This is a genomic window from Streptomyces sp. NPDC096013, from assembly GCF_044763565.1.
In the GTDB taxonomy this organism is placed as follows: domain Bacteria; phylum Actinomycetota; class Actinomycetes; order Streptomycetales; family Streptomycetaceae; genus Streptomyces.
Genome location: NZ_JBIWGK010000017.1, coordinates 94,634 through 121,470 on the forward strand (window position 1 = coordinate 94,634; position 26,837 = coordinate 121,470).

Annotated in this window: 21 protein-coding genes; 16 read left to right on the forward strand and 5 right to left on the reverse strand. The window is 70.5% G+C overall.

Going from position 1 to position 26,837, the window contains the following annotated elements:
* Nucleotides 1-147 precede the first annotated feature (147 nt).
* The 4 genes from ACIRB1_RS38700 to serA all read left to right on the forward strand — a co-directional run bounded on the left by ACIRB1_RS38700 (nt 148) and on the right by serA (nt 5,638).
* A complete protein-coding gene (locus ACIRB1_RS38700; protein ID WP_403468825.1) occupies nt 148-1,995 on the forward strand; it encodes an acetolactate synthase large subunit in 1,848 nt (615 codons plus the stop codon).
* A 20-nt stretch (nt 1,996-2,015) separates the two neighbouring features.
* Entirely contained in the window at nt 2,016-2,543 is a 528-nt protein-coding gene (gene ilvN, locus ACIRB1_RS38705) for an acetolactate synthase small subunit (protein ID WP_019058577.1), read from the forward strand.
* 111 nt (nt 2,544-2,654) lie between these two features.
* Nucleotides 2,655-3,653 (forward strand): ketol-acid reductoisomerase, encoded by a 999-nt coding sequence (gene ilvC / locus ACIRB1_RS38710; RefSeq protein WP_352182343.1) that lies wholly within the window; start codon nt 2,655-2,657, stop codon nt 3,651-3,653.
* A gap of 395 nt (nt 3,654-4,048) precedes the next feature.
* Entirely contained in the window at nt 4,049-5,638 is a 1,590-nt protein-coding gene (gene serA / locus ACIRB1_RS38715) for a phosphoglycerate dehydrogenase (RefSeq protein ID WP_352182342.1), read from the forward strand.
* Between the two features lie 81 nt (nt 5,639-5,719).
* On the opposite strand, the gene ACIRB1_RS38720 is transcribed toward serA, so the two are convergent.
* Nucleotides 5,720-7,282: an MFS transporter gene (locus ACIRB1_RS38720; RefSeq protein ID WP_403468826.1), complete on the reverse strand. Its 1,563-nt coding sequence runs from the start codon at nt 7,280-7,282 to the stop codon at nt 5,720-5,722.
* Between the two features lie 98 nt (nt 7,283-7,380).
* Here ACIRB1_RS38720 and ACIRB1_RS38725 point away from each other — a divergent pair, with 98 nt between their 5' ends.
* Nucleotides 7,381-7,971, forward strand: a complete 591-nt coding sequence (locus tag ACIRB1_RS38725) for a TetR/AcrR family transcriptional regulator (protein ID WP_403468827.1) — start codon at nt 7,381-7,383, stop codon at nt 7,969-7,971.
* On the opposite strand, the gene ACIRB1_RS38730 is transcribed toward ACIRB1_RS38725, so the two are convergent.
* Both ACIRB1_RS38730 and ACIRB1_RS38735 read right to left on the reverse strand, forming a co-directional pair.
* Nucleotides 7,963-9,192, reverse strand: coding sequence for an MFS transporter (locus ACIRB1_RS38730; protein ID WP_403468828.1), 1,230 nt, complete (start codon nt 9,190-9,192; stop codon nt 7,963-7,965). The genes ACIRB1_RS38725 and ACIRB1_RS38730 overlap by 9 nt on opposite strands.
* A 447-nt stretch (nt 9,193-9,639) precedes the next feature.
* Nucleotides 9,640-10,821 (reverse strand): PucR family transcriptional regulator, encoded by a 1,182-nt coding sequence (locus ACIRB1_RS38735; protein ID WP_403468829.1) that lies wholly within the window; start codon nt 10,819-10,821, stop codon nt 9,640-9,642.
* Between the two features lie 132 nt (nt 10,822-10,953).
* Here ACIRB1_RS38735 and ACIRB1_RS38740 point away from each other — a divergent pair, with 132 nt between their 5' ends.
* The 4 genes from ACIRB1_RS38740 (at nt 10,954) to ACIRB1_RS38755 (ending at nt 14,697) form a co-directional block, all read left to right on the forward strand.
* A complete protein-coding gene (locus ACIRB1_RS38740; RefSeq protein ID WP_403468830.1) occupies nt 10,954-11,880 on the forward strand; it encodes a proline dehydrogenase family protein in 927 nt (308 codons plus the stop codon).
* Nucleotides 11,881-11,981: 101 nt separating this feature from the next.
* Nucleotides 11,982-13,613, forward strand: a complete 1,632-nt coding sequence (gene pruA / locus ACIRB1_RS38745; RefSeq protein ID WP_352182336.1) for an L-glutamate gamma-semialdehyde dehydrogenase — start codon at nt 11,982-11,984, stop codon at nt 13,611-13,613.
* Between the two features lie 100 nt (nt 13,614-13,713).
* A complete protein-coding gene (locus tag ACIRB1_RS38750; RefSeq protein WP_403468831.1) occupies nt 13,714-14,253 on the forward strand; it encodes a GNAT family N-acetyltransferase in 540 nt (179 codons plus the stop codon).
* 312 nt (nt 14,254-14,565) lie between these two features.
* Nucleotides 14,566-14,697 carry a hypothetical protein gene (locus tag ACIRB1_RS38755; protein ID WP_352182334.1) on the forward strand — a complete coding sequence of 44 codons (132 nt, stop codon included), beginning with the start codon at nt 14,566-14,568 and terminating at the stop codon, nt 14,695-14,697.
* A gap of 78 nt (nt 14,698-14,775) precedes the next feature.
* Here ACIRB1_RS38755 and ACIRB1_RS38760 read toward each other — a convergent pair whose 3' ends face one another.
* Nucleotides 14,776-16,374, reverse strand: a complete 1,599-nt coding sequence (locus ACIRB1_RS38760) for a fibronectin type III domain-containing protein (protein WP_403468832.1) — start codon at nt 16,372-16,374, stop codon at nt 14,776-14,778.
* 143 nt (nt 16,375-16,517) lie between these two features.
* Between ACIRB1_RS38760 and ACIRB1_RS38765 the strand changes: the two genes are divergently transcribed.
* Entirely contained in the window at nt 16,518-17,561 is a 1,044-nt protein-coding gene (locus ACIRB1_RS38765) for a 3-isopropylmalate dehydrogenase (RefSeq protein ID WP_352182332.1), read from the forward strand.
* Nucleotides 17,562-17,858: 297 nt separating this feature from the next.
* Nucleotides 17,859-18,950 carry a branched-chain amino acid aminotransferase gene (locus tag ACIRB1_RS38770; RefSeq protein ID WP_352182331.1) on the forward strand — a complete coding sequence of 364 codons (1,092 nt, stop codon included), beginning with the start codon at nt 17,859-17,861 and terminating at the stop codon, nt 18,948-18,950.
* A gap of 335 nt (nt 18,951-19,285) precedes the next feature.
* On the opposite strand, the gene ACIRB1_RS38775 is transcribed toward ACIRB1_RS38770, so the two are convergent.
* A complete protein-coding gene (locus ACIRB1_RS38775; protein ID WP_403468833.1) occupies nt 19,286-20,725 on the reverse strand; it encodes a cytosine permease in 1,440 nt (479 codons plus the stop codon).
* Nucleotides 20,726-20,843: 118 nt separating this feature from the next.
* Here ACIRB1_RS38775 and ureA point away from each other — a divergent pair, with 118 nt between their 5' ends.
* From ureA to cimA, 5 genes are all read left to right on the forward strand, one after another.
* Nucleotides 20,844-21,524 carry an urease subunit gamma gene (gene ureA / locus ACIRB1_RS38780; protein ID WP_403468835.1) on the forward strand — a complete coding sequence of 227 codons (681 nt, stop codon included), beginning with the start codon at nt 20,844-20,846 and terminating at the stop codon, nt 21,522-21,524.
* Nucleotides 21,521-23,191, forward strand: coding sequence for an urease subunit alpha (locus tag ACIRB1_RS38785; RefSeq protein WP_403468836.1), 1,671 nt, complete (start codon nt 21,521-21,523; stop codon nt 23,189-23,191). Before ureA ends, ACIRB1_RS38785 begins: the two co-directional genes overlap by 4 nt.
* A 23-nt stretch (nt 23,192-23,214) precedes the next feature.
* The gene (locus ACIRB1_RS38790) at nt 23,215-24,234 is read left to right on the forward strand and encodes an agmatine deiminase family protein (protein ID WP_352182327.1); all 1,020 of its coding nucleotides are present in this window, start codon (nt 23,215-23,217) and stop codon (nt 24,232-24,234) included.
* A gap of 25 nt (nt 24,235-24,259) precedes the next feature.
* The gene (locus ACIRB1_RS38795; protein WP_352182326.1) at nt 24,260-24,862 is read left to right on the forward strand and encodes a TetR/AcrR family transcriptional regulator; all 603 of its coding nucleotides are present in this window, start codon (nt 24,260-24,262) and stop codon (nt 24,860-24,862) included.
* Nucleotides 24,863-25,204: 342 nt separating this feature from the next.
* Complete coding sequence (cimA, locus tag ACIRB1_RS38800) at nt 25,205-26,809, forward strand: citramalate synthase (protein WP_352182325.1); 1,605 nt, start codon at nt 25,205-25,207, stop codon at nt 26,807-26,809.
* Nucleotides 26,810-26,837 lie beyond the last annotated feature (28 nt).

Genomic DNA, 26,837 nt, shown 5'->3' on the forward strand with positions numbered 1-26,837 from the left:
CCCGGAACTCCCAGCGACCGCACCCGGCGCGCTCCCCTCGCTTGCCTCACGGCACGAGGGGTTTTTTGTTGCACAGGCACCAGTCGTGCAGCAGTAGAACCCCGCACAAACCTCGCAAAAACCCTCAGCATCGAGAAGAGAATGACGATGACCGAGCAGGCCACCGGGGCCCATCCGCAGCCGCGGCCCCGATCCGGAGGACAGCAGTCCGCCCCCGAGCACGTCACGGGCGCGCAGTCCCTCATCCGCTCTCTTGAGGAAGTCGGGGCCGACACGGTATTCGGCATCCCCGGGGGCACCATCCTGCCGGCGTACGACCCGCTGATGGACTCCACGCGAGTGCGCCACGTGCTGGTCCGCCACGAGCAGGGCGCCGGCCACGCGGCCACCGGTTACGCGCAGGCCACCGGCAAGGTCGGGGTGTGCATGGCCACTTCCGGGCCGGGCGCCACCAACCTGGTCACCCCCATCGCGGACGCGAACATGGACTCCGTGCCGCTGGTCGCGATCACCGGGCAGGTCGTCTCCGCCGCGATCGGCACGGACGCCTTCCAGGAGGCGGACATCGTCGGCATCACCATGCCGATCACCAAGCACAGCTTCCTGGTCACCAAGGCGGAGGACATCCCCCGGGCGATCGCCCAGGCCTTCCACATCGCCTCCACCGGCCGCCCCGGCCCGGTCCTGGTCGACATCCCCAAGGACATCCTCCAGGCCAAGACCACCTTCTCCTGGCCGCCGGTCATGGACCTGCCCGGCTACCGCCCGGTGACCAAGCCGCACGCCAAGCAGATCCGCGAGGCCGCCAAGCTGATCACCTCCGCGAAGCGGCCCGTCCTCTACGTCGGCGGCGGTGTCCTCAAGGCACACGCCACCGCCGAGCTGAAGGTCCTCGCAGAACTCACCGGAGCGCCCGTCACCACCACCCTGATGGCGCTCGGCGCATTCCCCGACAGTCACGAGCTGCACGTGGGAATGCCGGGCATGCACGGTGCGGTCACCGCCGTCACCGCGTTGCAGAAGGCCGACCTGATCGTCGCCCTCGGAGCCCGCTTCGACGACCGCGTCACCGGCAAGCTGGACAGCTTCGCGCCCTTCGCGAAGATCGTCCACGCCGACATCGACCCGGCCGAGATCGGCAAGAACCGCGCCGCCGACGTGCCGATCGTCGGGGACGCCCGCGAGGTCATCGCCGACCTCGTCCAGGCCGTCCAGAAGGAGCACAGCGAAGGGCACACCGGCGACTACAGCGCCTGGTGGAACGACCTCAACCGCTGGCGCGAGACCTACCCGCTCGGCTACGAGCAGCCCGACAACGGCTCGCTCTCCCCGCAGCAGGTCATCGAGCGCATCGGCCAACTCGCCCCGGAGGGAACGATCTTCGCCGCGGGCGTCGGCCAGCACCAGATGTGGGCCGCGCACTACATCCAGTACGAGAAGCCCGCGACCTGGCTCAACTCCGGCGGCGCCGGGACCATGGGCTACGCGGTCCCGGCCGCCATGGGCGCCAAGGCCGGCGCCCCGGACCGGACGGTCTGGGCGATCGACGGCGACGGCTGCTTCCAGATGACCAACCAGGAACTCACCACCTGCGCCCTGAACAACATCCCGATCAAGGTCGCCATCATCAACAACGGCGCCCTCGGCATGGTCCGCCAGTGGCAGACCCTGTTCTACAACCAGCGCTACTCCAACACCGTGCTGCACAGCGGCCCGGAGGCGGACGGCAAGCAGCCGAGCGCCGGCACGCGCATCCCCGACTTCGTCAAGCTGGCGGAGGCGATGGGGTGTTACGCGATCCGCTGCGAGTCCCCCGACGACCTGGACAAGGTCATCGAGGAGGCGAACTCCATCAACGACCGCCCCGTCGTGATCGACTTCATCGTCCACGAGGACGCCATGGTGTGGCCGATGGTCGCCGCCGGCACCTCGAACGACGAGGTCATGTTCGCCCGCGACGTCCGCCCCGACTTCGGCGACAACGAAGACGACTGAGCGAGAGAGACGAAAGAGAAATGTCCAAGCACACGCTCTCGGTCCTGGTCGAGAACAAGCCGGGTGTCCTCGCCCGGATCACCGCCCTGTTCTCGCGGCGCGGCTTCAACATCGACTCCCTCGCCGTCGGTGTCACCGAGCACCCCGACATCTCCCGCATCACGATCGTGGTGAACGTGATCGAGGCACTCCCGCTCGAACAGGTCACCAAGCAGCTCAACAAGCTCGTCAACGTGCTGAAGATCGTCGAACTGGAGGCGGGTTCCGCGGTTCAGCGCGAACTCGTTCTGGTGAAGGTGCGCGCCGACAACGAGACGCGCTCCCAGATCGTCGAGATCGTCCAGCTGTTCCGCGCCAAGACCGTCGACGTCTCTCCGGAGGCCGTCACCGTCGAGGCCACCGGCTCCAGCGACAAGCTGTCCGCGATGCTCAAGATGCTGGAGCCGTACGGCATCAAGGAGCTGGTCCAGTCCGGCACGATCGCCATCGGCCGCGGCGCCCGCTCCATCACCGACCGCTCACTGCGCGCGCTCGACCGCTCCGCGTAGCACCGTCTGCGGGCGGCCCCGGCCGCCCGCATTCCGAGACCCCCGGACTTCGATTCCGCCCCCCGTCATACGGTGGGACGCAACACCTGCACACCAAGGAGAGAACCCAAAGTGGCCGAGCTGTTCTACGACGCCGACGCCGACCTGTCCATCATCCAGGGCCGCAAGGTCGCGGTCATCGGCTACGGCAGCCAGGGCCACGCCCACGCGCTGTCGCTCCGTGACTCGGGTGTCGACGTCCGGGTCGGTCTGCACGAGGGCTCCAAGTCCAAGGCGAAGGCCGAGGAGCAGGGCCTGCGCGTGGTGACCCCCTCCGAGGCCGCCGCCGAGGCCGACGTCATCATGATCCTGGTCCCGGACCCGATCCAGGCCCAGGTCTACGAGGAGTCCATCAAGGACAACCTCAAGGACGGCGACGCGCTGTTCTTCGGCCACGGCCTGAACATCCGCTTCGACTTCATCAAGCCGCCGGCCGGCGTCGACGTCTGCATGGTCGCCCCCAAGGGCCCGGGCCACCTGGTGCGCCGCCAGTACGAGGAGGGCCGCGGCGTTCCGTGTATCGCGGCCGTCGAGCAGGACGCGACCGGCAACGGCTTCGCGCTCGCGCTGTCGTACGCGAAGGGCATCGGCGGTACCCGCGCCGGCGTCATCAAGACGACCTTCACCGAGGAGACCGAGACCGACCTGTTCGGTGAGCAGGCCGTCCTCTGCGGTGGTACGGCCGCGCTGGTCAAGGCCGGTTTCGAGACGCTGACCGAGGCCGGTTACCAGCCGGAGATCGCGTACTTCGAGTGCCTGCACGAGCTGAAGCTCATCGTCGACCTCATGTACGAGGGCGGCCTGGAGAAGATGCGCTGGTCGATCTCCGAGACCGCTGAGTGGGGCGACTACGTCACCGGTCCGCGGATCATCACGGACGAGACCAAGGCCACGATGAAGCAGGTCCTCGCGGAGATCCAGGACGGCACGTTCGCGCGTGAGTGGATGGCCGAGTACCACGGTGGCCTGAAGAAGTACAACGAGTACAAGCAGAAGGACTCCGAGTCCCTGCTGGAGACCACCGGCAAGCAGCTCCGCAAGCTGATGAGCTGGGTCGACGAAGAGGCGTAAGTCCTGCGGCACAGGGGCTGGAGCGAACGCTCCGGCCCCTTTGTCCAACCCGTCCAGCCACGGACGGGTGATCCTTCCGCAGAGGCGTAAGACGCCCCTCGCCGCGCCACTACACTGCCGTACTAATACGCGTCAGGCCCACAGCGTCGTGCGTCTCCACGCGGCCCCATAGCGACACCGAGGAATGGCAGGCACACCCCCGCGCCGCCCGGCACGCACTCTCGCCGCACCGGACGAAGGCCCTGGTAGCTCCGCTACGAGAACCTTCGTCCGGCACACCGAGAGCACGCACCGAACGACGCGGGAGCGCACCCGACATTCCCCGGCGCCGCTGCCTCCACCGCCTGCGGCCGTCGGGACGGCCGTCCGCACGCAATGGACTTGTGAGGACTCACGTGAGCTCGAAACCTGTCGTACTCATCGCTGAAGAGCTGTCGCCCGCGACGGTGGACGCCCTCGGCCCGGACTTCGAGATCCGGCACTGCAACGGCGCCGACCGAGCCGAACTGCTCCCCGCGATCGCCGACGTCGACGCGATCCTGATTCGCTCGGCCACCAAGGTCGACGCCGAAGCGGTCGCCGCCGCACGGAAGTTGAAGGTCGTCGCACGAGCCGGCGTCGGCCTGGACAACGTCGACGTCTCCGCCGCCACCAAGGCCGGCGTGATGGTCGTCAACGCACCCACCTCGAACATCGTCACCGCCGCCGAGCTCGCCTGCGGTCTGCTGCTGGCGACCGCCCGCCACATCCCGCAGGCCAACGCGGCGCTGAAGAACGGCGAGTGGAAGCGCAGCAAGTACACGGGCGTCGAGCTCGCCGAGAAGACCCTCGGCGTCGTCGGCCTCGGCCGCATCGGCGCGCTGGTCGCGCAGCGCATGTCCGCGTTCGGCATGAAGGTCGTGGCCTACGACCCCTACGTCCAGCCTGCACGGGCCGCGCAGATGGGCGTGAAGGTCCTGTCCCTGGACGAGCTGCTCGAGGTCTCCGACTTCATCACCGTGCACCTCCCCAAGACCCCGGAGACGGTCGGTCTGATCGGCGACGAGGCGCTGCGCAAGGTCAAGCCGACCGTCCGCATCGTCAACGCCGCGCGCGGCGGGATCGTCGACGAGGAGGCGCTGTACTCCGCGCTCAAGGAGGGCCGCGTCGCCGGCGCCGGCCTCGACGTGTACGCGAAGGAGCCCTGCACGGACTCCCCGCTGTTCGAGTTCGACCAGGTCGTCTCCACCCCGCACCTCGGCGCCTCCACGGACGAGGCCCAGGAGAAGGCCGGTGTCTCGGTCGCCAAGTCGGTGCGCCTCGCGCTCGCCGGCGAGCTCGTCCCCGACGCGGTGAACGTCCAGGGCGGCGTCATCGCCGAGGACGTCAAGCCCGGCCTCCCGCTCGCCGAGAAGCTCGGCCGCATCTTCACCGCGCTCGCGGGCGAGGTCGCGGTCCGCCTCGACGTCGAGGTCTACGGCGAGATCACCCAGCACGACGTCAAGGTGCTCGAACTCTCCGCGCTCAAGGGCGTGTTCGAGGACGTCGTCGCCGAGACCGTGTCGTACGTCAACGCCCCGCTGTTCGCGCAGGAGCGCGGCGTCGAGGTGCGGCTGACGACCAGCTCGGAGTCCGCCGACCACCGCAACGTCGTCACCGTGCGCGGCACGCTCGGCAGCGGCGAGGAGGTCGCGGTCTCCGGCACGCTCGCCGGCCCCAAGAACCTCCAGAAGATCGTCGCGGTCGGGGACTACGACGTCGACCTCGCCCTCGCCGACCACATGGTGGTGCTGCGGTACGAGGACCGTCCGGGCGTGGTCGGCACGGTCGGCCGGGTCTTCGGCGAGGCCGGGATCAACATCGCCGGTATGCAGGTGTCGCGGTCGGTCGCGGGCGGCGAGGCGCTGGCCGTCCTGACCGTCGATGACACGGTCGCGGCGAACGTGCTGGCGGAGGTGGCCGAGGAGATCGGCGCGACGTCCGCCCGCTCGGTGAACCTGGTCTGAGGTTCCTGACGTTTCACGAGAACGCCGGGCGGGTCGAGGAGTTGATCCTCGACCCGCCCGGCGTTTCTGTGTGGCAGGGGGTCACGCCTCCGCCTTCTGATCCTCCGTCACCACCGGTTCGGGCACCGGGACCTGGACGCCCCGCAGGGTCCGCGCCGCCGCGAACGCGGCCCCCAGCAGCAGCACCGCCCCCGCGATCGCCGCCCCGTGCATGCCGTCGGTGAAGGCGTCCCGGGCGGTGGCGCGCAGGGCGTCTCCCGTGCGCCCCGGCAGCTGGTGGGCGACGGCCAGGGCGCCGCCGAGGGTCTCGTGGGCCGGGGCGGGGGCCGTGGCGGGGATGCCGTGGCGGTAGATCGCCGTACCGATGGAGCCGAGGACGGCCATGCCGAGGGCGCCGCCGAACTCCGAGCCCGTCTCCATCAGGGAGGACGCGACGCCGGCCTTGCCGACCGGGGCGCTGCCCATCGCGAGGTCCATGATCAGGGACATCACCACGACGATCCCGGAGGCGAGGACACCGGCGGCGGCCAGTGCCTGCCAGAGGGAGTCGGTGCCGGTGAGGGCGAGCAGGACGTAGCCGCAGGCGGCGACGGTGAAGCCGGACGCGACGACGTGGGCGCGGTCGACTCCCTTCTGGACCAGGGTCGTTGCGAGCGGGGCCGCCATGCCGATCGGGACCGAGGGGAGCAGCGCCCACAGGGCCGCCTCCATCGCGCTCTTGCCGAGCACGGACTGAAGGTACTGGGTGGTGAAGAAGGCCGAGCCGAGCATCCCGAAGGCGGAGAGGAGGTTGAGGACGAGGGAGGGCCCGAAGCCCCGGCCGCGGAAGAGGGTCGGGTCGATCATCGGGGACGCGGTCGTGCGCTGGCGGTGGACGAAGAGGGCGGCGAAGAGCAGGCCGACGGTGACCGAGACGACGTACTGCGGGTGCCAGCCCTCGGAGGGGATCTCCTTGAGGCCGTAGATCACGGGCAGGACGGCGGCCATCGACAGCGGGACGCTCGGCCAGTCGAAGCGGCCGGGGGCCGGGTTCCTGGACTCCGGGAGCAGGAACGGGCCGAGGAGCAGCAGCAGCGCCATCGCGGGCAGGTTGACCAGGAAGACCGAGCCCCACCAGAAGTACTGGACGAGGACACCGCTCATCACCGAGCCGAGGGCGATGCCGCCGGTCATCACGCCGGACCACAGACCGATCGCCTTCGCGCGCTGGCCGGGGTCGGTGAACATCGTGCGCAGCAGCGCCATCGTCGACGGCATCAGGGTCGCGCCGCCGATGCCGAGGACCGCGCGGGCGGCGATGAGGGTCTCGGCGCTGGTCGCGTAGGCCGCGATGACGGAGGCGGTACCGAAGGCGGCGGCGCCGATCAGGAGGAGCCTGCGGTAGCCGATGCGGTCACCGAGCGAGCCCATCGTCATCAGCAGGCCGGCCAGGACGAAGGCGTAGATGTCGAAGATCCACAGCTGCTGGGTGCCGCTGGGCTCCAGGTCCGCGCTGATCGCCGGGATGGCGAAGTAGAGGACGGAGACGTCCATCGAGACCAGGAGCAGGGGGAGCATCAGGACGCCGAGAGCGGTCCATTCGCGGCGTCCGGCCCGGGAGTTCGGGGTGCTCGGAGGGTTCGGCGAGTGCGTCGGGTTCGTCATGACAGCGAATGTACGCACGTCTTAAACGCTTGTCTAGAACGATTGTATAAGTCATGCGTCTAGGACGTCTGTATGGAATCGGCGGTACGGTGGGAGGCATGGGACACCGTGAGGATCTGCTCGAAGGCGCGAAGCGCTGCCTGCTGGCGAAGGGCTTCGCGCGCACGACGGCGCGCGACATCGTGAAGGAGTCGGGGACGAACCTCGCGTCCATCGGCTACCACTACGGTTCGAAGGACGCACTGCTCGCGCAGGCGTACGTCTCGCTCGTCGAGCAGACGTCCGACGCCTTCGAGGGGCGCGACGGCGCTCCGGCCGCCGGGGCCGAGGGGGAGCCCGGTTCGCTGGAGCGGTTCCGCTGGGTGTGGTCGAACATCGTCGCCACCATGCGGGAACCGGAGTCGTTGTGGCGGCTCAGCATGGAGGTCATGACCCTCGAACTCCCCGAAGTGCGCGAGCACTTGTCGGCCGCGCAGCGGGAGGGCGGGCGGGGTCTCGTAGCCCTCCTGATGGGCGTGCCGGAGGAGGAGGTCACCGACGAGACGGCGGACACGCTCGGCCGCTTCTACCTCACCCTGATGACCGGGCTCATCGCCCAGTGGACGTTCGACCCGAAGACCGCGCCGGACGGGGAGGCGCTGACGGAGGGGCTGCGGCAGGTGGTGGAGGGGGTCCGGAAGTCACCGTGACACGGCGGGAGTTCGCCGGTCGCGCAGGGCCGGTGCCAGGGCGGTCAGCATCAGCAGGGCGGTCAGGGTGAAGGCCCAGGGGTAGCCGGTGGGACCGGCGACGAGGCCGAAAGCCGCCGCGCCCACGCCCATTCCGCCGTCGTAGGCGAGGTTCCACAGGGCGCTGACCGTGCCGTAGGAGGCGGCGGAGGTGCGGGCGTACATCACGGTGAGGGTGGCGTTCTGGGCGACGCCGAAGCCCGCGCCGAAGAGGGTTGTGCCCGCGATGACCGCCACCGGATCGGCGGTCGGGGCGATGACGAGGACACCCGCCGCCGACAGGAGCAGGCCGGGGAGGACCAGGCGCGCGCTGCCGTGGCGGTCGCCGTGGCGGCCCGCGAGCCAGCGGGTCAGGGTCGAGGCGGCGGTCTGCGTGAACAGGGCCGCCGCGACGACACCGGCGGACGCCGACGGTACGGCCAGCGGCAGGAAGGTGACCACGATGCCGGCGGCGGTGGCGGTGGCCGCGAAGACGAGGACCGGGCGGAGCAGCGCGCCGGTGCGCAACCCCCGTACGACGCCCACGGGTTGCTCGGAACGGTCCGCGCGGTCGGGCAGACCGAGGACGGAGAAGACGGCGGCCAGCGCGGCGAGGCCACCGGCGACGGCGACCGGGCCGTAGCCCACGTGCCGGGCCAGCCACAGCCCGAGGGGCAGCGCGACCAGCGACGGCACGCCGGACACGACACCCACCAACGCGAGCCCCTCACCCCGCCGTTGGTCCGGAATCAACGACGCGGTGAGGGCGCCGCCCGCGACGATCGTCAGCGCGAAACCGAGCCCGCGCACGAAGCACACCGCGACGATCCACGCCGCGTCCCCGGACACGGTCAGCGCCAACGCCGGTGCCCCGAGCAGGAACAGCCCCACGATCAGGGTCAGCCGATACCCGAACCGCGCGACCAGCCGGGGCGTACCCAGCTCCCCGAGCACCGTCGCCAGCATCAACGAGCCGGTCGCGAGCCCCGCCGCACCCCCGCCGCCCCGCTCCGCGGCATACGCCGGTACGACCGACAGCAGCAGGAAGAAGCTGAGACTGGCGCCGACCATGCTGACGAAGCGGAGGAGGAGGGGACGGGTCAGAAGAGACGGCCGGGCGGGCGAAATGGCCTCGGGGGAAGGGGTGTTGGGGGTGGCGGGCGTGCCGGGGTCCGGGTTGTCGGGGGTGCGGCCGGTCGTCATGACACCGACAGTAGGGGGCGGGCGGGGTGCCGGGGAGGGCCTCGGCGGGGGCACCGGCGAGCGCGGCCTCGGCGAAGTCCGGGGTGTCTGTGAGGGCCGAGTGCGGTGTGCGTTCCGATGCGCGGCTGTACTGCGGGAACAAGGTAGGGGCGAAGGGGTATGCCGACCGGTCGTACCGTTCCGCGACGCGGGGGCAGTTGAACGGGACCTTCAGCTGGTTCCAGTGCTGGGGCCACGTGTGCTGAAGCCGATTCCCGGCTGGCGTCCAAGTCCCGTGCGGGGGAGCCGACTTGAGCGGCGCGACGCGCAGCTGGCGGTGCGTCCACGGCGTCGGGCGCGCAGCCGGCGGGGCGTCCACGGCGTCGGTGAGCGCGTCGCGGGTCGAGGTTGAGCATCGGCATCGGCATGCCATGCCAGGGCAGGCAGTTGATCACCCGTCAGCCGTGCCTACAGCCGCGCCCTCTTCAACCCCATGTGCAGCAACAGCCGGTCCTCCCCGTCGTCCAGGTCCAGCCCCGTCAGCTGCTCCACCCGCGACAACCGGTAGTACAGCGTCTGCCGGTGGATGCCCAACTCCGCTGCGGTGCGCCCCGCTTGGCCCGCGCGGTCGAGGTACACCTCGGCGGTGCGGGCCAGTTCGTGGTGGGCGGGGGAGAGGAGGGGGGCCACGGCCGGGTCGTGGGCGGAGTCCGGGGGGAGGGAGGTCAACAGGCGGTACGGGCCGATGTCGGACCAGTCGGCGATCGGGGCGAGGCGGGGTTCCGCCAGGGCCGCGCGGGCCGCCGACGTGCATTCCTGCCAGGTGGTGGCGAGGTCGGTGAGGCCGGTGCGGGGGCGGCCGATGCCGGCCGCTCGGGCGCCGTCCTTCAGGAGGCGGGTCGCCGTCGCCTCCGCCGGGGAGCGGACGTCCACGGAGCGCAGGCGTACCAGGACCGCCAGGCACTGTTCCGTCGTGCCCCACGGCACCGTGCACAGCGCGGTCGCGTGCGGCACCGTACGGGCCGACGGGGCATCGTCCGGATCGGCGGACGGCCAGGGGGCGACGCACACCAGCGCGTACGGTCCGTCGCCGCGCGTGCCGAGGGCCGTCCGCAGGGCCGCCACCGCCATGTCCCCCTGCCAGCCGCGCTCGGCGGTCAGCACCGCCCGCAGTTCCCGGCTGAGATCCGCCCCGTGCTGCGCCTCGTCCGCGAGCAGCGCGCCGATGCGGGCGGCCACCTCCATCGCGGCGTCCAGTTGCGCCGCGGTGGGGCCCGGATCGTCGTCCAGGAGCCAGACGTAGCCGAGGACGACACCCCGATGGCGTACGGGCAGGCAGACGCGCCCGCGGTAGACGCCCGCCTCGGGGGTCGGCGGGATGCGGACCGGGCCGGTGGCGCGCGTGATGCCGAAGCCCTCGAACCAGGTGCGGATCGCCGCCGTGGAGCGCCGGGTCAGGATCGAGCGGGTGCGGACCGGGTCGAGCGCGGACGGATCCAGGTCGCCCTCGCCGTCGTAGGCCCCGAAGGCGATCAGCTCGAAGTCGCGGTTCTCCAGGGTCGCGGGGGCGCCGAGGAGCTCCGAGATCTCGTCCACGAGTTCCTGGTAGTCGCCGGTGGAATCGGATGTCACCCGGGCATTCTCCCGCATTCTCGCCGTGCCTTCATACATCTGTCTGAGATCCGCGGCACGGATGCGTGACAGCTGTCGATGGCCGACGATCGGAGAGATCCCTAGGTTTCACGGTGGTTCTCCGTATGTCCCACTGCTTGGAGGTGCCCCGTGCTGGGTCCCGTGATACTCGCCGCCTCGCGCAGCGATCAGATGCGCCGGCTGATCTCGGCGGCGCCGGTGACCAAGCAGGTCGTCGACCGCTTCATCCCCGGTGAGACGGTGGACGAGATCGTGCCGATCGTCCAGGACCTCACCGCCAAGGGTCTTGAGCTGACGATGGACGTCGTCGGCGAGGACATCACCACCCCCGAGCAGGCAGCCGCCGCCCGCGACGCCTATCTGACGCTCGTCGACCGGCTCAGGGAACTCGAACTGGGTACCCGGGCCGAGATGTCGATCAAGCTCTCCATGTTCGGGCAGGCCCTGCCCGGCGGCCACGAGCTGGCGCTCGCCAACGTCCGGCCCGTCGTCGAGGCCGCCGCCGCGATCGGCACGACCGTCACGCTCGACGCCGAGGACCACACCACCCTCGACTCGATGTTCGCGATCCACGAGGGGCTGCGGAAGGACTTCCCGCAGACCGGCTGCGTCATCCAGGCCTACCTCTTCCGCACCGAGTCCGACGCCCGCCGCCTCGCCGAGGCCGGCAGCCGCGTCCGGCTGGTGAAGGGCGCGTACAAGGAGCCCGCCGAGGTCGCCTACCAGCAGAAGCACGAGATCGACAAGGCGTACGTCCGGACCCTGCGCATCCTGATGGAGGGCGAGGGCTACCCGATGATCGGCTCCCACGACCCGCGCCTGATCTCCATCGGCCAGGAACTCGCCCGCCGCGCGGGCCGCAAGCTCGACGAGTACGAGTTCCAGATGCTCTACGGCATCCGCGGCGACGAGCACCTGCGGCTCGCCGCCGAGGGCCACCGCATGCGCGTCTACACCGCCTACGGCACCGACTGGTACGGCTACTTCATGCGCCGCCTGGCCGAGAAGCCGGCGAACCTCCGCTTCTTCGCCCGCAGCATGCTGACCCGGGGCTGAGAGATGACGTACGCATCGAGGTTCCTCCCCTTCTTCGCACGCACCGCCCTCGCCCAGGACTGACCCCGACACCCGCTCACCCACAAGGAGTTACGGATCTCATGGACGCTGTGACCCAGGTCCCCACCCCCGTCAACGAGCCGGTGCACGGCTACGCGCCCGGCTCTCCCGAGCGCGCCCGCCTTGAGGTCAAGCTCAAGGAACTGGCCGAGAACCCGATCGACCTGCCGATGACCATCGGCGGCGAGCGGCGGATGGGCGGCGGCGAACGCGTCGACGTCGTCCAGCCGCACAACCACAAGGCCCGCATCGGCACGTACGCCAACGCCACCCAGGCCGACGCCCAGGACGCGATCGACGCGGCCCTCGCCGCCGCGCCCGCCTGGCGCGCGATGTCCTTCGACGACCGCGCCGCGATCATCCTGCGCGCCGCCGAACTGCTCTCCGGCCCGTGGCGCGAGACCCTCGCCGCGTCCACCATGCTCGGCCAGTCCAAGACCGCCCAGCAGGCCGAGATCGACTGCCCCTGCGAGCTCGTCGACTTCTGGCGCTTCAACGTCAAGTACGCCCGCGACCTGCTCGCCGAGCAGCCCCCGGCGAACTCCCCGGGCGTCTGGAACCGCCTCGACCACCGCCCGCTCGAAGGCTTCGTCTACGCGATCACGCCCTTCAACTTCACCGCCATCGCGGGCAACCTGCCGACCGCGCCCGCGCTCATGGGCAATGTGGTGGTGTGGAAGCCGAGCCCGACGCAGACCCACTCCGCCGTCCTGCTCATGCAGCTCCTGGAGGAGGCGGGTCTCCCCAAGGGCGTCATCAACCTCGTCACCGGTGACGGCATCGAGGTGTCGAAGGTCGCCCTGGAACACCGCGACCTGGCCGGCATCCACTTCACCGGCTCGACCAAGACCTTCCAGTACCTGTGGAAGACGGTCGGCAACAACATCGAGAAGTACCGCTCGTACCCGCGTCTGGTCGGCGAGACCGGCGGCAAGGACTTCGTCGTCGCCCACCCGAGCGCGGACCGCGCGGTGCTGAAGACGGCGCTGACCCGGGGTGCCTTCGAGTACCAGGGCCAGAAGTGCTCCGCGACCTCCCGGGCCTACATCCCGGCCTCCATCTGGAACTCCGGTTTCAAGGAGGAGTTCGCGACCGAGGTCGACTACCTGAGCATGGGTGACGTCACCGACCTGTCGAACTTCATCGGCGCGGTCATCGACGAGCGCTCCTTCGCCAAGAACAAGGCGGCCATCGACCGCGCGAAGGCCGACCCCACCTGCACGATCGTCGCGGGCGGTTCCTACGACGACTCGGTCGGCTACTTCGTCCGCCCGACGGTCGTCGAGTGCAGCGACCCGGCCAACGAGGTCTTCACGACGGAGTACTTCGGCCCGTTCCTCGCCGTGCACGTCTACGACGACGAGAACTACGACGAGATGCTGACCCAGATGGAGTCGGTCTCCGACTACGCGCTGACGGGCTCGGTCATCTCCAACGACCGTGCGGCGGCGGCCCACACGATGGAGCGGCTCCGCTACGCGGCCGGCAACTTCTACATCAACGACAAGTCGACCGGCGCGGTCGTCGGCCAGCAGCCCTTCGGCGGCGGCCGCTCCTCCGGCACCAACGACAAGGCCGGCGCCCCGCAGAACCTGATGCGCTGGACCCTGACCCGCGCCATCAAGGAGACCCTGGTGGCCCCGACGGACTACACGTACCCGCACATGGGCTGACACACAGGCAGGTGACACGAGGGGCCGGGCGGTTGCCCGGCCCCTCGTGTTTCCCCGAATGGGCCGGGCCGGTGAGCCCCCGTCTGGTGATACTGACCCGGTGACCATCCGTATGCGCACCGCCCACACGGCCGACCTCACCCCGGCCGACCTCCGTGCCGCCCGTGACCTGCTGGACGCGGCCTTCGCCGGGGACCTGACCGACCAGGACTGGGAGCACGGCCTCGGCGGCGTCCACGCGCTGCTCGCCGACGACACCGGGCTTCTCGCGCACGGCTCGGTCGTCATGCGCCGGGTGAGGTACCGGGGGCGGTGGCTGCGGGTCGGATACGTGGAGGGCGTCGGCGTACGGCCCGATGCCCGGCGGCGGGGGTACGGCGGGCTCGTCATGGCCGAGCTGGAGCGGATCGTCGACCACGGCTACGACGTCGGGCTGCTCGGCGCCAGTGACGACGGGGCCCGGCTCTACACCGCGCGCGGCTGGCGGCTGTGGGGCGGCAGGATCTCCGCGCTCGGGCCGGACGGCATCGTCCATCTGCCCGAGGAGGAGGACAGCACCTATGTCAGACCCGCGCTCGCCGGGCCGCTCGACCTCGGCGAGGACCTCCTCTTCGACTGGCGTGACGGGGATGTGCTCTGAGGATGCTCAGGCCGCCGAAATCCAGAAATCGCAGGTCAGGGGCGTGTGGCCCGTTTCACCGTCTCAGATAGTAGGAAGTCCGAGTAATTGTGGAGACAGATGCGCGGTCCTGTCCTAGCTTTGTAGGAGCCGAACGTCTCGCTGGACCAAGCGAATGACGGTCGTGAGCCGGACACCGTGCAGGCAACCCCTGCGGTCCGCCGCTCCCCGTTTCTTCCGGGGGTACCTTCCACGCCCACGCCCTTCAGGCAGTGGGGAAGTCCCGCAACCCCCTCTCCGCACTCCAGGACTGATCGAAGGAGTCGATTCTCCATGGCCGAGACGACCACCCGCCGCCGAGTCCGCCACGTGTCCCGCACGAGCGACTCCGAGCGCAAGAACGCCGCAGCCGCCCTCCAGCGCGCCCTCGACCGCCGGGACAACGGCGGCGAGACCGGCCACTGAGCCACCGCAGCGCCCGTCAGGCCCGACGGAGCACGCCCACCAGCCGGGAGCCGCGCCCGCACGGGGTGCGGCGCGGTCTCAGTGACCGCGCCGCACCTCGAAGTGGTCGATGCGCCTGCCGTTCCCGTCCAGCGCCGAGACCTTGAGCCGGGGCGTACCGCCGCTCTCCGCCTCCACGGAGAGCAGTGAGAAGCCCCCGTAGCGCACCCGCGACCACTCCACCGTCTCCGCCTCGGTGTGCCGGTCCTTCTCCCACCGCACGGTGTCGACCGTCCCGTGCCGGGTGACGTGCCCCTCGTAGCTCTCCTTGACGCCCGCCGGGAACCCGTAGAGATCGCGCCCGCCGCCGCCCGCCGTGACGTAGACGATCCCGTCCCGCGTCGGATCGGTGGACGCGCCGATCGGTACGGCCCGGCCGACCGCGTTGTCCCGGATCGCGTCGGTCCGCTCGTAGACGTGGTTGTGGCCGTTGATCACCAGGTCCACCTGATGCTTCGCGAACAGCGGCAGCCACTCGGCGCGCACCCCGCCGTCGGAGGCGTGCGAGGAGGTCGAGTAGGCGCAGTGGTGGAAGAAGACGACGACGAAGTCGACCCCCTTCGTCGCCCGCAGCTCACGCAGTCTGCCGTCCAGCCACGCCGTCTGCTTCCCGCCCGAGTGGCCGAGGTTGGCGGTGATCTCGTACGACACGTCGTTCGCGTCGAGCGCCACGACGCCGACGTTGCCGTAGACGAAGGAGTACACGCCCGGCGCGCGCGTCGGGTCGAAGCCGTTCTCCGGGAGGGACCAGCGGGCGAGTTGACCGCCGTAGCCGTCGGGGGAGTACCAGGCCTCCATGTCGTGGTTGCCGGTCGTCACCATCCACGGGACGGAGCGGGAGACGGGCTCGTTCTGCTTGAGGAACAGGTCCCAGTACGTCGGGTCGTAGCCGTCCGTCTTCTTGCCCAGGCCGTTGCTGTCGGCGTAGCAGATGTCACCGGCGTGGAGGTGGAAGGCGGGGTTCTCGCGCAGGACGACGTGGTCGTTGGCGGCGGCCGCGTTGCTCACGCCCTGGTCGCCGAAGGCCGTGAACACGAACCTCTCGGGGTTCGCCGGGGCCGTACGGAAGGTGCCGATCGTCGAGCGGTGGGCCGGTGCGGCCGGGTCGAAGCCCTCGTGGCCGACGCCGTAGTAGTACGTCGTGCCGGGGTGGAGGCCGTCGAGGGCCGCGTGGACGTAGTACTGCTCGACGGCGGGGCGTATGCCCGTCAGCCCCGGGGTGTGCAGGTCGCGGATCTCGGCCGTGATGATGCGACTCAGGTCGTCCGGCCTCAGCCCCACCCGTACGTACGGCTTCCTGACCGCGAACGGGACCTGCCAGGAGATCCGTATCGCGGTCTTCGGGTCGGCGCCGAAGGCGAGATGGCGGCCGAAGGGGACGACCGCCGTGCCGGGGACCTTGGAGGTCGCGGGGGAGGGGAGCGCCGACTTGCCGCCGGCGGACGCCCGGCCCGCGCAGCCCGCGAGCAGCCCGCCCGCCGCCACCGCGCCCGCCGACACCAGCGCGCGGCGCCGGGACAGCTTCGTGCGCAGGTACTCGTACTGCTCGGCCATGCTCATCCGGACCGCGAGGCGTTCCGGGATACCGACGTCGGGTACGGGAGGTTCGGGGGGTGTCCCCCCGATAAGCGCAGTCATGTCGATGAAGTTCCCAGTGGACCTCAACGGGGGCCATGCGTAAGGGTGAACGTACGTCGAACGGCCGACGCCGGCGGCGCCGGGGGCGTCCGCATCATGGACACCCGGTGTCATTCCATGGGACGCGGAGTACGGTGGCGGGCATGTCTCCCAGCATCGATCTCGCAGTGATTCCCGGTGACGGCATCGGTCAGGAAGTCGTGGCCGAAGGTCTGAAAGTCCTCTCCGCCGTCCTTCCGCAGGATGTGAAGCTGGAGACCAAGGAGTTCGATTTCGGCGCCAAGCGCTACCACGCGACCGGTGAGACCCTCACCGACGCCGACCTGGCCGCGCTGAAGCAGCACGACGCGATCCTGCTGGGCGCGATCGGTGACCCGTCCGTCCCGTCCGGGGTCCTTGAGCGCGGCTTCCTGCTGAAGCTCCGCTTCGCCTTCGATCACCACGTCAACCTGCGGCCGTCGAAGCTGCTCCCGGGTGTGGCGACCCCCCTCGCCGGTGAGCCGGAGATCGACTTCGTCGTCGTCCGCGAGGGCACCGAGGGCCCGTACACCGGCAACGGCGGCACCATCCGCAAGGGCACCGAGCACGAGGTCGCCACCGAGGTCTCCGTCAACACGGCCTTCGGTGTCGAGCGCGTCGTCCGGGACGCCTTCGCCCGCGCCCAGGCCCGCCCCCGCAAGAAGCTCACGCTGGTCCACAAGAACAACGTGCTGACCTTCGCGGGCCACCTGTGGACGAACGTCTTCAACAAGGTCGCGGCCGAGTTCCCCGAGGTCACCACCGACTACATCCACGTGGACGCGGCGACGATCTACCTCGTCACCGACCCCGCCCGCTTCGACGTGATCGTCACCGACAACCTCTTCGGCGACATCATCACCGACCTCGCCGCGGCCGTCTCCGGCGGCATCGGCGTCGCCGCGAGCGGGAACATCAACCCGTCCGGCGAGTTCCCCTCGATGTTCGAGCCCGTGCACGGCTCCGCGCCCGACATCGCGGGCCAGGGCAAGGCCGACCCCACCGCCACGGTCCTGTCCGTCGCCCTCCTCCTGCGCCACCTCGGCTACGAGTCCGAGGCCGTCCGCATCGAGGACGCCGTCTCCGCCGACCTCGCGGACCGCACCGGCAAGCCCGCCCGCAGCACCACCGAGATCGGTGACGCGCTGGCCGTACGAGTAGCCGGCTGATCCTCCCCCAGAGTCCGAAGGGTCTGGGGGGACGACCCCCAGGCCCTCGAGAAACTCTCGAAGGATTTCGGAGCCGCCGGGTCGCAACCGCACCCGGCGGCTTTTCTTACGTCCCCGCCGGGTGCCACCATCATCCCTGGGTCGCAGTCACGCCGTTTTCTTCCACGGTCCACCACGCGCGATAATCGAACGCGGAGCCGCGGAATGAGGGAATGCTCGGACGTCCTAACACTGGCCACTGGCAGGCGAGGGCGTGAGCGCGGCCCGTCACACACAACCGGTGAAGGACAACCACTCATGACGACGCCCACGACGATCGAGCTGAAGCCCTCGGCCTCGCCACTTTCCGCCGCCGAGCGCGACGCGATCCTGGCGAACCCCGGGTTCGGCCGCCACTTCACCGATCACATGGTGATGATCAAGTGGACCGAGGGCCGCGGCTGGCACGACGGCCAGCTCGTGCCCTACGGCCCGCTCTCCCTCGACCCGGCGAACATGACCCTGCACTACGCGCAGGAGATCTTCGAGGGCCTCAAGGCCTACCGGCAGGCCGACGGCTCCGTCGCCACCTTCCGCCCCGAGAAGAACGCCCGCCGCTTCCAGATCTCCGCCCGCCGCCTCGGCATGCCCGAGCTGCCGGTCGAGACGTTCATCGAGGCCTGTGACGTGCTGGTCCAGCAGGACCGCGACTGGGTCCCGGCGCACGGCGGCGAGGAGTCCCTCTACCTGCGCCCGTTCATGATCGCGACCGAGGTCGGCCTGGGCGTGAAGCCCGCCAACGAGTACCTCTTCCTGGTCATCGCCTCCCCGGCCGGCGCCTACTTCCCCGGCGGCGTGAAGCCCGTCTCCATCTGGGTCTCCGAGGACCACGTCCGCGCCGTCCCCGGCGGCATGGGCGACGCCAAGACCGGCGGCAACTACGCGGCCTCCCTCCTCGCCCAGGCCGAGGCCGCCGAGCAGGGCTGCGCCCAGGTCTGCTACCTCGACGCGGTCGAGCGCCAGTGGGTCGAGGAACTCGGCGGCATGAACCTGTACTTCGTCTACGGCGACCGGATCGTCACCCCCACCCTCACCGGCTCGATCCTGGAGGGCGTCACCCGCGACTCCCTCCTCACCCTCGCCCGCGACCTCGGCTACACCGCCGAGGAGGGCCGGATCTCCATCGAGCAGTGGCAGCGCGACTCCGAGAACGGCACCCTGACCGAGGTCTTCGCCTGCGGCACGGCCGCGGTCATCACCCCGGTCGGCACGGTCAAGCGCACCGGCGCCGAGTGGCAGCAGGCCGCGGGCGAGCCCGGCGAGGTCACGCTCCGCCTGCGCGGCGCGCTCCTCGACATCCAGCGGGGCGACGCCGTCGACAAGCACGGGTGGATGCACCGCCTGGGCTGAACTCCCCAGGACGCCGTACGGAGTTGATGCCGTGCGGAGCCGATCCCGTACGCAGTTGATGAAGAAGCCCGTCCCTGTCCCGGGACGGGCTTCGCCGTGACAAGGCGGGTCGCCGGGCGGACACAGGCAGAGGGGGCCTTCGTCCAGGATCTCTACAGCGGGTGGCTGGTCGCTCCCGTCGGTACTGGTTCGACCGGGAGGTACGCGCGCCGGCCTTCGGCCCAGACGGTGTGGCCCGTGCGCCGGTCGAGCGCGCCCACGAGGTCCGGCTGACCACCCGCGTACCGCGCCCTCCGCGCCCTCGATCCGACCCGGATCACCGAGGGCCCGGTCCGCTACGACACCGCGGAGGCCCGCTGGCTCTCCGACGTGGACGAGGCGATCTCCCCCTGAACCGTCGGACGCCGCCCGAGGACCAGATACGCGGCACCCCCGACCGCCCCCGACAACAGGAAACTGCAGTCCACCCCGCCCGTCAGCGACAGCAGCGGCCCCTCGTACGACGGCAGTGACACCGCCAGTAGACCGACCCCCGCGCCCACCGCCCAGGAGACCGTCGCCGGGATGTTCCAGCCCGCCCGGAACCAGTAGACGCCGCCGTGGGAGCGGCGGTTGAAGACCTGGAGGGCGTCCGCGTCGTAGACACCACGGCAGCGCACGAAGCCGATGAGCGTGATCACCGCCCAGGGTGTGCCGATCGCCGTGAGGAGCAGCACGAAGGACGTCATCGCGGACTGGGCGTTCCAGGCGTAGTGCCCGGCGAAGACGCAGAGCATCGCGACGACCGCGACCGTGCAGGTGGCCCGCGCCCGGGACGCGCGGGGCAGGATCGCGTCCAGGTCGAGGCCCATGGAGTAGAGCATCAGGCCCGCGTTGCCGACGGACCCCGCGGAGGCGGCGAGCAGCAGCGGGACGAGGTACCAGCCGGGGGAGGCCTGGACCAGCGGGCCCGCGTAGTCGAGGGCCGCGTGGGCCGCGTACGCCGTGAAGGTGCCGAAGAGCTGGGGGACCAGGAGCCCGGCGATCAGGCCGAGCCAGGTCGCGTGCAGCACCCGGCGTGAGGTGTGGCGGGCCGGGGAGATGTAGCGCGTGTAGTCGCCGAGGAGCGTGATGAAGGCGATCGGCCCGGACAGTCCCGCCGCGACCGTCGCCAGACACCAGGTCGGCCAGAACCCGCCCAGCAGATACCCGCCCGCCTCCGGCAGCGCGCCGGTCGTGAAGTGCGGGGCGTACGCGATCACGCCGACCACCAGCAGCGCGGTCATGCCGATGGACAGGACGCGGGACATGGCGAGCAGCACCCGGTAGCCGTAGACCGCGCCCGCGACGGTCGCCGCCGCGAGCACCGCGTAGACGAGGGCGTACGACACCCCGTCCGCCGGCAGCCCGAACAGCCGCCCGAGCACGCCCACCATCACATCGCCGCCGATCCACACGGTCAGCGCGGTGTAGCCGAGGGCGAGAAGCAGGCCGACGACCGAGCCGACCAGCCGCCCCCGCACGCCGAACTGGGCGCCGGAGGACGTCGAGAGGTTCGTCGCGGTGCGCAGCGAGACCAGGGCGAGCGGGGCCGTGAACAGGGTGCCGACCACCGTGCCCGCGACGATCGAGCTGACCGACGCCCACCAGCCGAGGCCGAACGACGGCGGCAGCCAGCCGAAGATGATCACGCCGAGGCAGAGGTTGGAGCCGAGCAGGATCGACATGAGATCGCGCGGACCGCTGGTGCGTTCCACATCGGGGACGGTGTCGACTCCGCGCTGTTCTATCGGCATGGTGGGCCCACCTCTTTCTTAGAGTGACGTTCAATGTGAACCGAGCGAAGGTGGCGCGTCAACCGTTTCGGAGATGGGTTTTACGGTTTAGAGTGATGTTCTAAAGGAGGAACACGGGATGCGACTGACCCCCACGGAACGCGACCGGCTGCTGCTCTTCTCGGCCGCCGAACTGGCCCGCGCCCGCAAGGCGCGCGGCCTGAGACTCAACGTGCCGGAGGCCACCGCGCTCATCGCGGACACGGTCTGCGAGGCGGCCCGCGACGGCCGGCGGCTGGCCGAGGCCATCGAGCGCGCCCGCTCCGTGCTCGGCCCCGACGACGTCCTCCCGGGCGTCGCCGACGTCGTCACCGAGGTGCATGTCGAGGCCGTCTTCGACGACGGCTCACGGCTCGCGGTGGTCTCCGACCCGATCGGCCGAGGACTGGCCGGAGACGCCCCGGGCGCCCTGCTCCCGGGACCCGTGCACGCCGAACCCGAGGCCGTCGTCCGCGTCACGGTCACCAACACCGCGACCGTCCCCGTCTCCGTGACCTCTCACTTCCACTTCTTCGAGGCCAACCCGCGCCTCGACTTCCCCCGCGCCGAGGCCTACGGCATGCGCCTCGCCGTCCCCGCCGGGTCCTCCGTCCGCTTCGGTCCGGGCGAGACCGCCGACGTCGGCCTGCTGCCGATCGGCGGCGAGCGGATCGCGATCGGCTTCGCGGGCCTCGTGGACGGCCCGCTGGACGCGCCGGGCGCCAAGGGCGAGGCCCTGCGCCGGGCAAGTGCCTGCGGCTACCTGGGAGTCGAACTGTGAACCCGTACGAGTACGCCGCCACCCACGGCCCCCGCGCGGGCGACCGCGTCCGCCTCGGCGACTCGGGGCTGACGATCCGCGTGGAGTCCGACTCGCAGCGCTACGGCGACGAGTTCCTCGCCGGGTTCGGCAAGACCGCCCGCGACGGACTGCACCTCAAGGCCGCCGCCGTACGGGACACCTGCGACGTGGTCATCAGCAATGTCGTCGTGATCGACGCGGCGCAGGGCATCCGCAAGGTGTCCATCGGGATCAGGGAGGGGCGGATCTGTTCCGTCGGGCGGGCCGGCAATCCCGACACCCTCGACGGTGTGGACGTCGTCGTCGGCACCGGCACGTCCATCGTGTCCGGCGAGGGGCTCATCGCCACCGCCGGCGCGGTCGACACCCACGTCCATCTCCTCTCGCCGCGCATCATGGAGGCCTCCCTCGCCTCCGGGGTGACCACGATCATCGGCCAGGAGTTCGGCCCGGTGTGGGGCGTCGGCGTCAACTCGCCCTGGGCGCTGCGCCACGCGTTCAACGCCTTCGACGCCTGGCCGGTCAACATCGGCTTCCTGGGCCGGGGTTCGTCCTCCTCGGACGCCCCGCTGATCGAGGCCCTCGCGGAGGGCGGCGCCTCGGGGTTCAAGGTGCACGAGGACATGGGCGCCCACACCCGCGCGCTGGACACGGCGTTGCGGGTCGCCGAGGAGCACGACGTCCAAGTCGCCCTGCACAGCGACGGGTTGAACGAGTGCCTGTCCGTCGAGGACACCCTGCGCGTCCTGGAGGGCCGGACGATCCACGCCTTCCACATCGAGGGCTGCGGCGGCGGACACGTCCCGAACGTGCTGAAGATGGCCGGAGTCGCCAACGTCATCGGCTCCTCCACCAACCCCACCCTCCCCTTCGGCCGGGACGCGGTCGCCGAGCACTACGGCATGATCGTCTCCGTCCACGACCTGAAGACCGACCTGCCCGGCGACGCCGCCATGGCCCGCGACCGCATCCGCGCCGGGACGATGGGCGCCGAGGACGTGCTGCACGACCTGGGCGCGATCGGCATCACCTCGTCCGACGCGCAGGGCATGGGCCGCGCGGGCGAGACCGTGCGCCGTACGTTCGCGATGGCCGGGAAGATGAAGGCCGAACTCGGCGCCCCGGACGAGCACGACAACGAACGCGTCCTGCGCTACATCGCCAAGCTGACCATCAACCCCGCGATCGCGCACGGACTTTCGCACGAGGTCGGCTCCCTCGAAGTCGGCAAGCTCGCCGACATCGTGCTGTGGCGCCCCGAGTACTTCGGTGCGAAACCACAGCTCGTCCTGAAGTCCGGGTTCCCGGCCTACGGCGTGGTCGGCGACCCGAACGCGGCGACCGACACCTGCGAACCCCTCGTCCTGGGACCCCAGTTCGGCGCCCACGGCACCACGCCCGCCGACATCTCCGTGGCCTTCGTCGCCCAGGCCGCCCTGGACCAGGGCAACGACTCGATGCCGACTCGCCGCAGGCGCGTGGCGGTGCGCGGCACCCGGGGCATCGGCCCCGCCGACCTGCGGCTCAACTCCCGTACCGGAGCGGTCGATGTGGACCAGGAGACCGGCCTGGTCACCCTCGACGGCGAACCCCTCCGCTCCGAGCCCGCCGACTCGGTCTCCCTCAACCGCCTCTACTTCCTCTAGCACCACGAGACTTGGGACTTCTGATGAGCTTCCGTATGCCCCCCGAGTGGGCCCCGCACGAGCGCACCTGGATGGCCTGGCCCGGACCCAACCCGACCTTCACCAACGACGAGGAGCTGGCGGAGGCCCGGACCGCCTGGGCGGCCGTGGCCCGTGCCGTGCGCCGCTTCGAACCGGTGACGATGGTGCACGGCCCGGGGCAGGGAGAGTCCGCGCGAGCACTGCTCGGCCCGGACGTCGACCTGGTCGAACGGGAGCTGGACGACGCGTGGATGCGGGACATCGGCCCCACCTTCGTCACCGACGGCAAGGGTGAACTGGCCGCCGTGGACTGGACGTTCAACGGCTGGGGCGGCCAGGACTGGGCCCGCTGGGAGCACGACTCCAAGATCGCCCGCCATGTCGCGGACCTCACCGGGGCACCGGTCCTCGGCAGCGCCCTCGTCAACGAGGGCGGCGCGATCCACGTCGACGGCCAGGGCACGGTCCTGCTCACCGAGACCGTCCAGCTCGGCGCCGGCCGCAACCCCGGCTGGACACGCGAGCGGGTCGAGGCGGAGATCCACGCCAAGCTCGGCACCAGCAAGGCCATCTGGCTCCCGCACGGCCTCACCGGCGACTACGGCGTCTACGGCACCCAGGGCCATGTCGACATCGTCGCCGCCTTCGCCGCGCCCGGCACCGTCCTGGTCCACAGCCAGCGCGACCCGGCCCACCCCGACCACGCCCGCTCGCAGGAGTACCTCGCCCTCCTCCGCGCCCAGACCGACGCGAAGGGCCGCCGTCTTCAGGTCGTCGAGGTCCCGGCCCCGACCGTCCTCAAGGACGAGGACGGCGACTGGGTCGACTACTCCTACATCAACCACTACCTCTGCAACGGCGGGGTCGTCCTCTGCGCCTTCGACGACCCGAACGACGAGATCGCGGCCGGTATCTTCCGCCGCCTGTTCCCGGAGCGGACGGTCACCCTGGTGGACGCCCGTACGATCTTCGCGGGCGGTGGAGGCATCCACTGCATCACCCAGCAGCAGCCGAAGGTCTAGGGACCCGGCCGGAGGGAGTCGGACGATGGCCGGTGCGCGGAAGAACGCGCCGCCGCGCGAGGACGTGCTCGCCGCCGCCATGGGCATGATCGCCGAACGCGGTCTGGAGCGGCTCACCATGGCGGCGCTCGGCCGCGAGGTCGGCATGAGCAGCGGCCATCTCCTCTACTACTTCCACTCCAAGGACGAACTCCTGCTCCAGGCCCTGGAGTGGAGTGAGGGCAGGCTCGGCGCCGAGCGGGGCCGCCTGCTCACCCGCACCGGGGCGACGGTCCGCGCACGCGTCGACGCGTACGTCGACCTGTACGTCCCCGACGGCCACCGCGACCCGCACTGGACGCTGTGGCTGGAGGTCTGGAACCGCTCGCAGAACGCCGACGCCGATGCCCGCGACCGCCAGGCCGCGATCGAGGGCGTCTGGCACCGCGACCTCGTGGCGCTGATCGCCGAGGGCGTCTCACGGGGTGAGTTCCGGGCCGTCGACCCGGACCGGTTCGCGTCCCGGCTGCGGGCTCTCCTCGACGGTTTCTCCATCCATGTGGCGATCGGGCTGCGGGGCACGGACCGGGAGCGAGTCCTCGACCACGTGAGGGAGTTCCTGGACGAGGGGCTTCTCCCGGACGCGTGACCTTCCGTCCCGGTCGTGCACCGGGCGAGTTGATCAACCGACTGTTCGCATCATGAGACGGACGGTGAGCGTCGAGGCGGTCTGTGCCAGACTGCCTCCGTGCTCTCGTTCGCCACGATTATTGGCAGCAGGCGCGCCGGTCCGCAGTGACCGCCTCGTACGACCAGGTACGGGCGGCCATCGTCGTCCTCGACCCGCGCGCAGACCTCTCGCACCCGCGAGGGGTTTTTCGCTTTTCTGGCCCACCTTCAGCCGGGAGCGCAGCGCGAGGGATCATTGGGGGACGGTGGAGCCGGTCATTCCGGTACAGACCGAGATCCAGATTCTCAGGAGCCAGAGACCATGACGGAACCCAGCGAACTCGACGATTCGTTCCACGTCTTCGACACGACCCTGCGTGACGGCGCGCAGCGGGAGGGCATCAACCTCACCGTCGCGGACAAGCTGGCCATCGCACGGCACCTGGACGACTTCGGCGTTGGCTTCATCGAGGGCGGCTGGCCGGGCGCCAACCCGCGGGACACCGAGTTCTTCGCCCGCGCCCAGCAGGAGATCGACTTCAAGCACGCCAAGCTCGTGGCCTTCGGCGCCACCCGGCGAGCGGGCGCGAAGGCGGCGGAGGACCCGCAGGTCAAGGCGCTCCTGGACGCCGGTACCGAGGTCATCTGCCTCGTCGCGAAGTCCCACGACCGCCATGTCGAACTGGCCCTGCGCACGACCCTCGACGAGAACCTGGAGATGGTCCGCGACACCGTCTCCCACCTGGTCGCCCAGGGCCGCCGCGTCTTCGTCGACTGCGAGCACTTCTTCGACGGCTACCGCGCCAACCCCGCGTACGCGAAGGCGGTCGTACGGTCCGCCGCCGAGGCCGGTGCCTCCGTCGTCATCCTCTGCGACACCAACGGCGGGATGCTCCCGGCGCAGATCCAGGCGGTCGTCGCCACGGTCCTCGCCGACACCGGCGCCCGGCTCGGCATCCACACCCAGGACGACACCGGCTGCGCGGTCGCCAACACCCTCGCCGCCGTCGACGCGGGCGCGACCCACGTCCAGTGCACGGCGAACGGCTACGGCGAGCGCGTCGGCAACGCCAACCTCTTCCCCGTCGTCGCGGCCCTGGAGCTGAAGTACGGCAAGAAGGTCCTCCCCGACGGCAAGCTCCGCGAGATGACCCGCATCTCGCACGCCATCGCCGAGGTGGTGAACCTGACCCCCTCCACCCACCAGCCCTACGTGGGCGTCTCGGCCTTCGCCCACAAGGCGGGCCTGCACGCCTCCGCGATCAAGGTCGACCCCGACCTGTACCAGCACATCGACCCCGAGCAGGTCGGCAACACCATGCGGATGCTGGTCTCCGACATGGCCGGCCGCGCGTCGATCGAGCTGAAGGGCAAAGAGCTCGGCATCGACATCAGCGGCGACCGCGAGCTGGTGGGCCGCGTGGTGGAGCGCGTGAAGGAACGCGAGCTCAAGGGCTACACCTACGAGGCGGCGGACGCGAGCTTCGAGCTGCTGCTCCGTGCCGAGGCGGAGGGCAGGGCCCGCTCCTACTTCGAGGTCGAGTCCTGGCGCGCGATCGTCGAGGACCGCCCCGACGGCACCCACGCCAACGAGGCCACGGTCAAACTCTTCGCCAAGGGCGAGCGCATCGTGGCCACCGCCGAGGGCAACGGCCCCGTCCACGCCCTCGACCGAGCCCTGCGCGTAGCCCTGGAGAAGATCTACCCCCAGCTCGCCAAGCTGGAGCTCGTCGACTACAAGGTCCGCATCCTCGAGGGCAAGCACGGCACGTCCTCCACGACCCGAGTCCTCATCGCCACGTCGGACGGCTCGGCGGAATGGTCGACGGTAGGCGTGGCGGACAACGTCATCGCCGCGTCCTGGCAGGCCCTGGAGGACGCGTACACGTACGGCTTGCTGAAGGCGGGCGTAGAGCCGGCCGAGTGACAAGTGCCGCAGGAAGGGCTGCAATCCA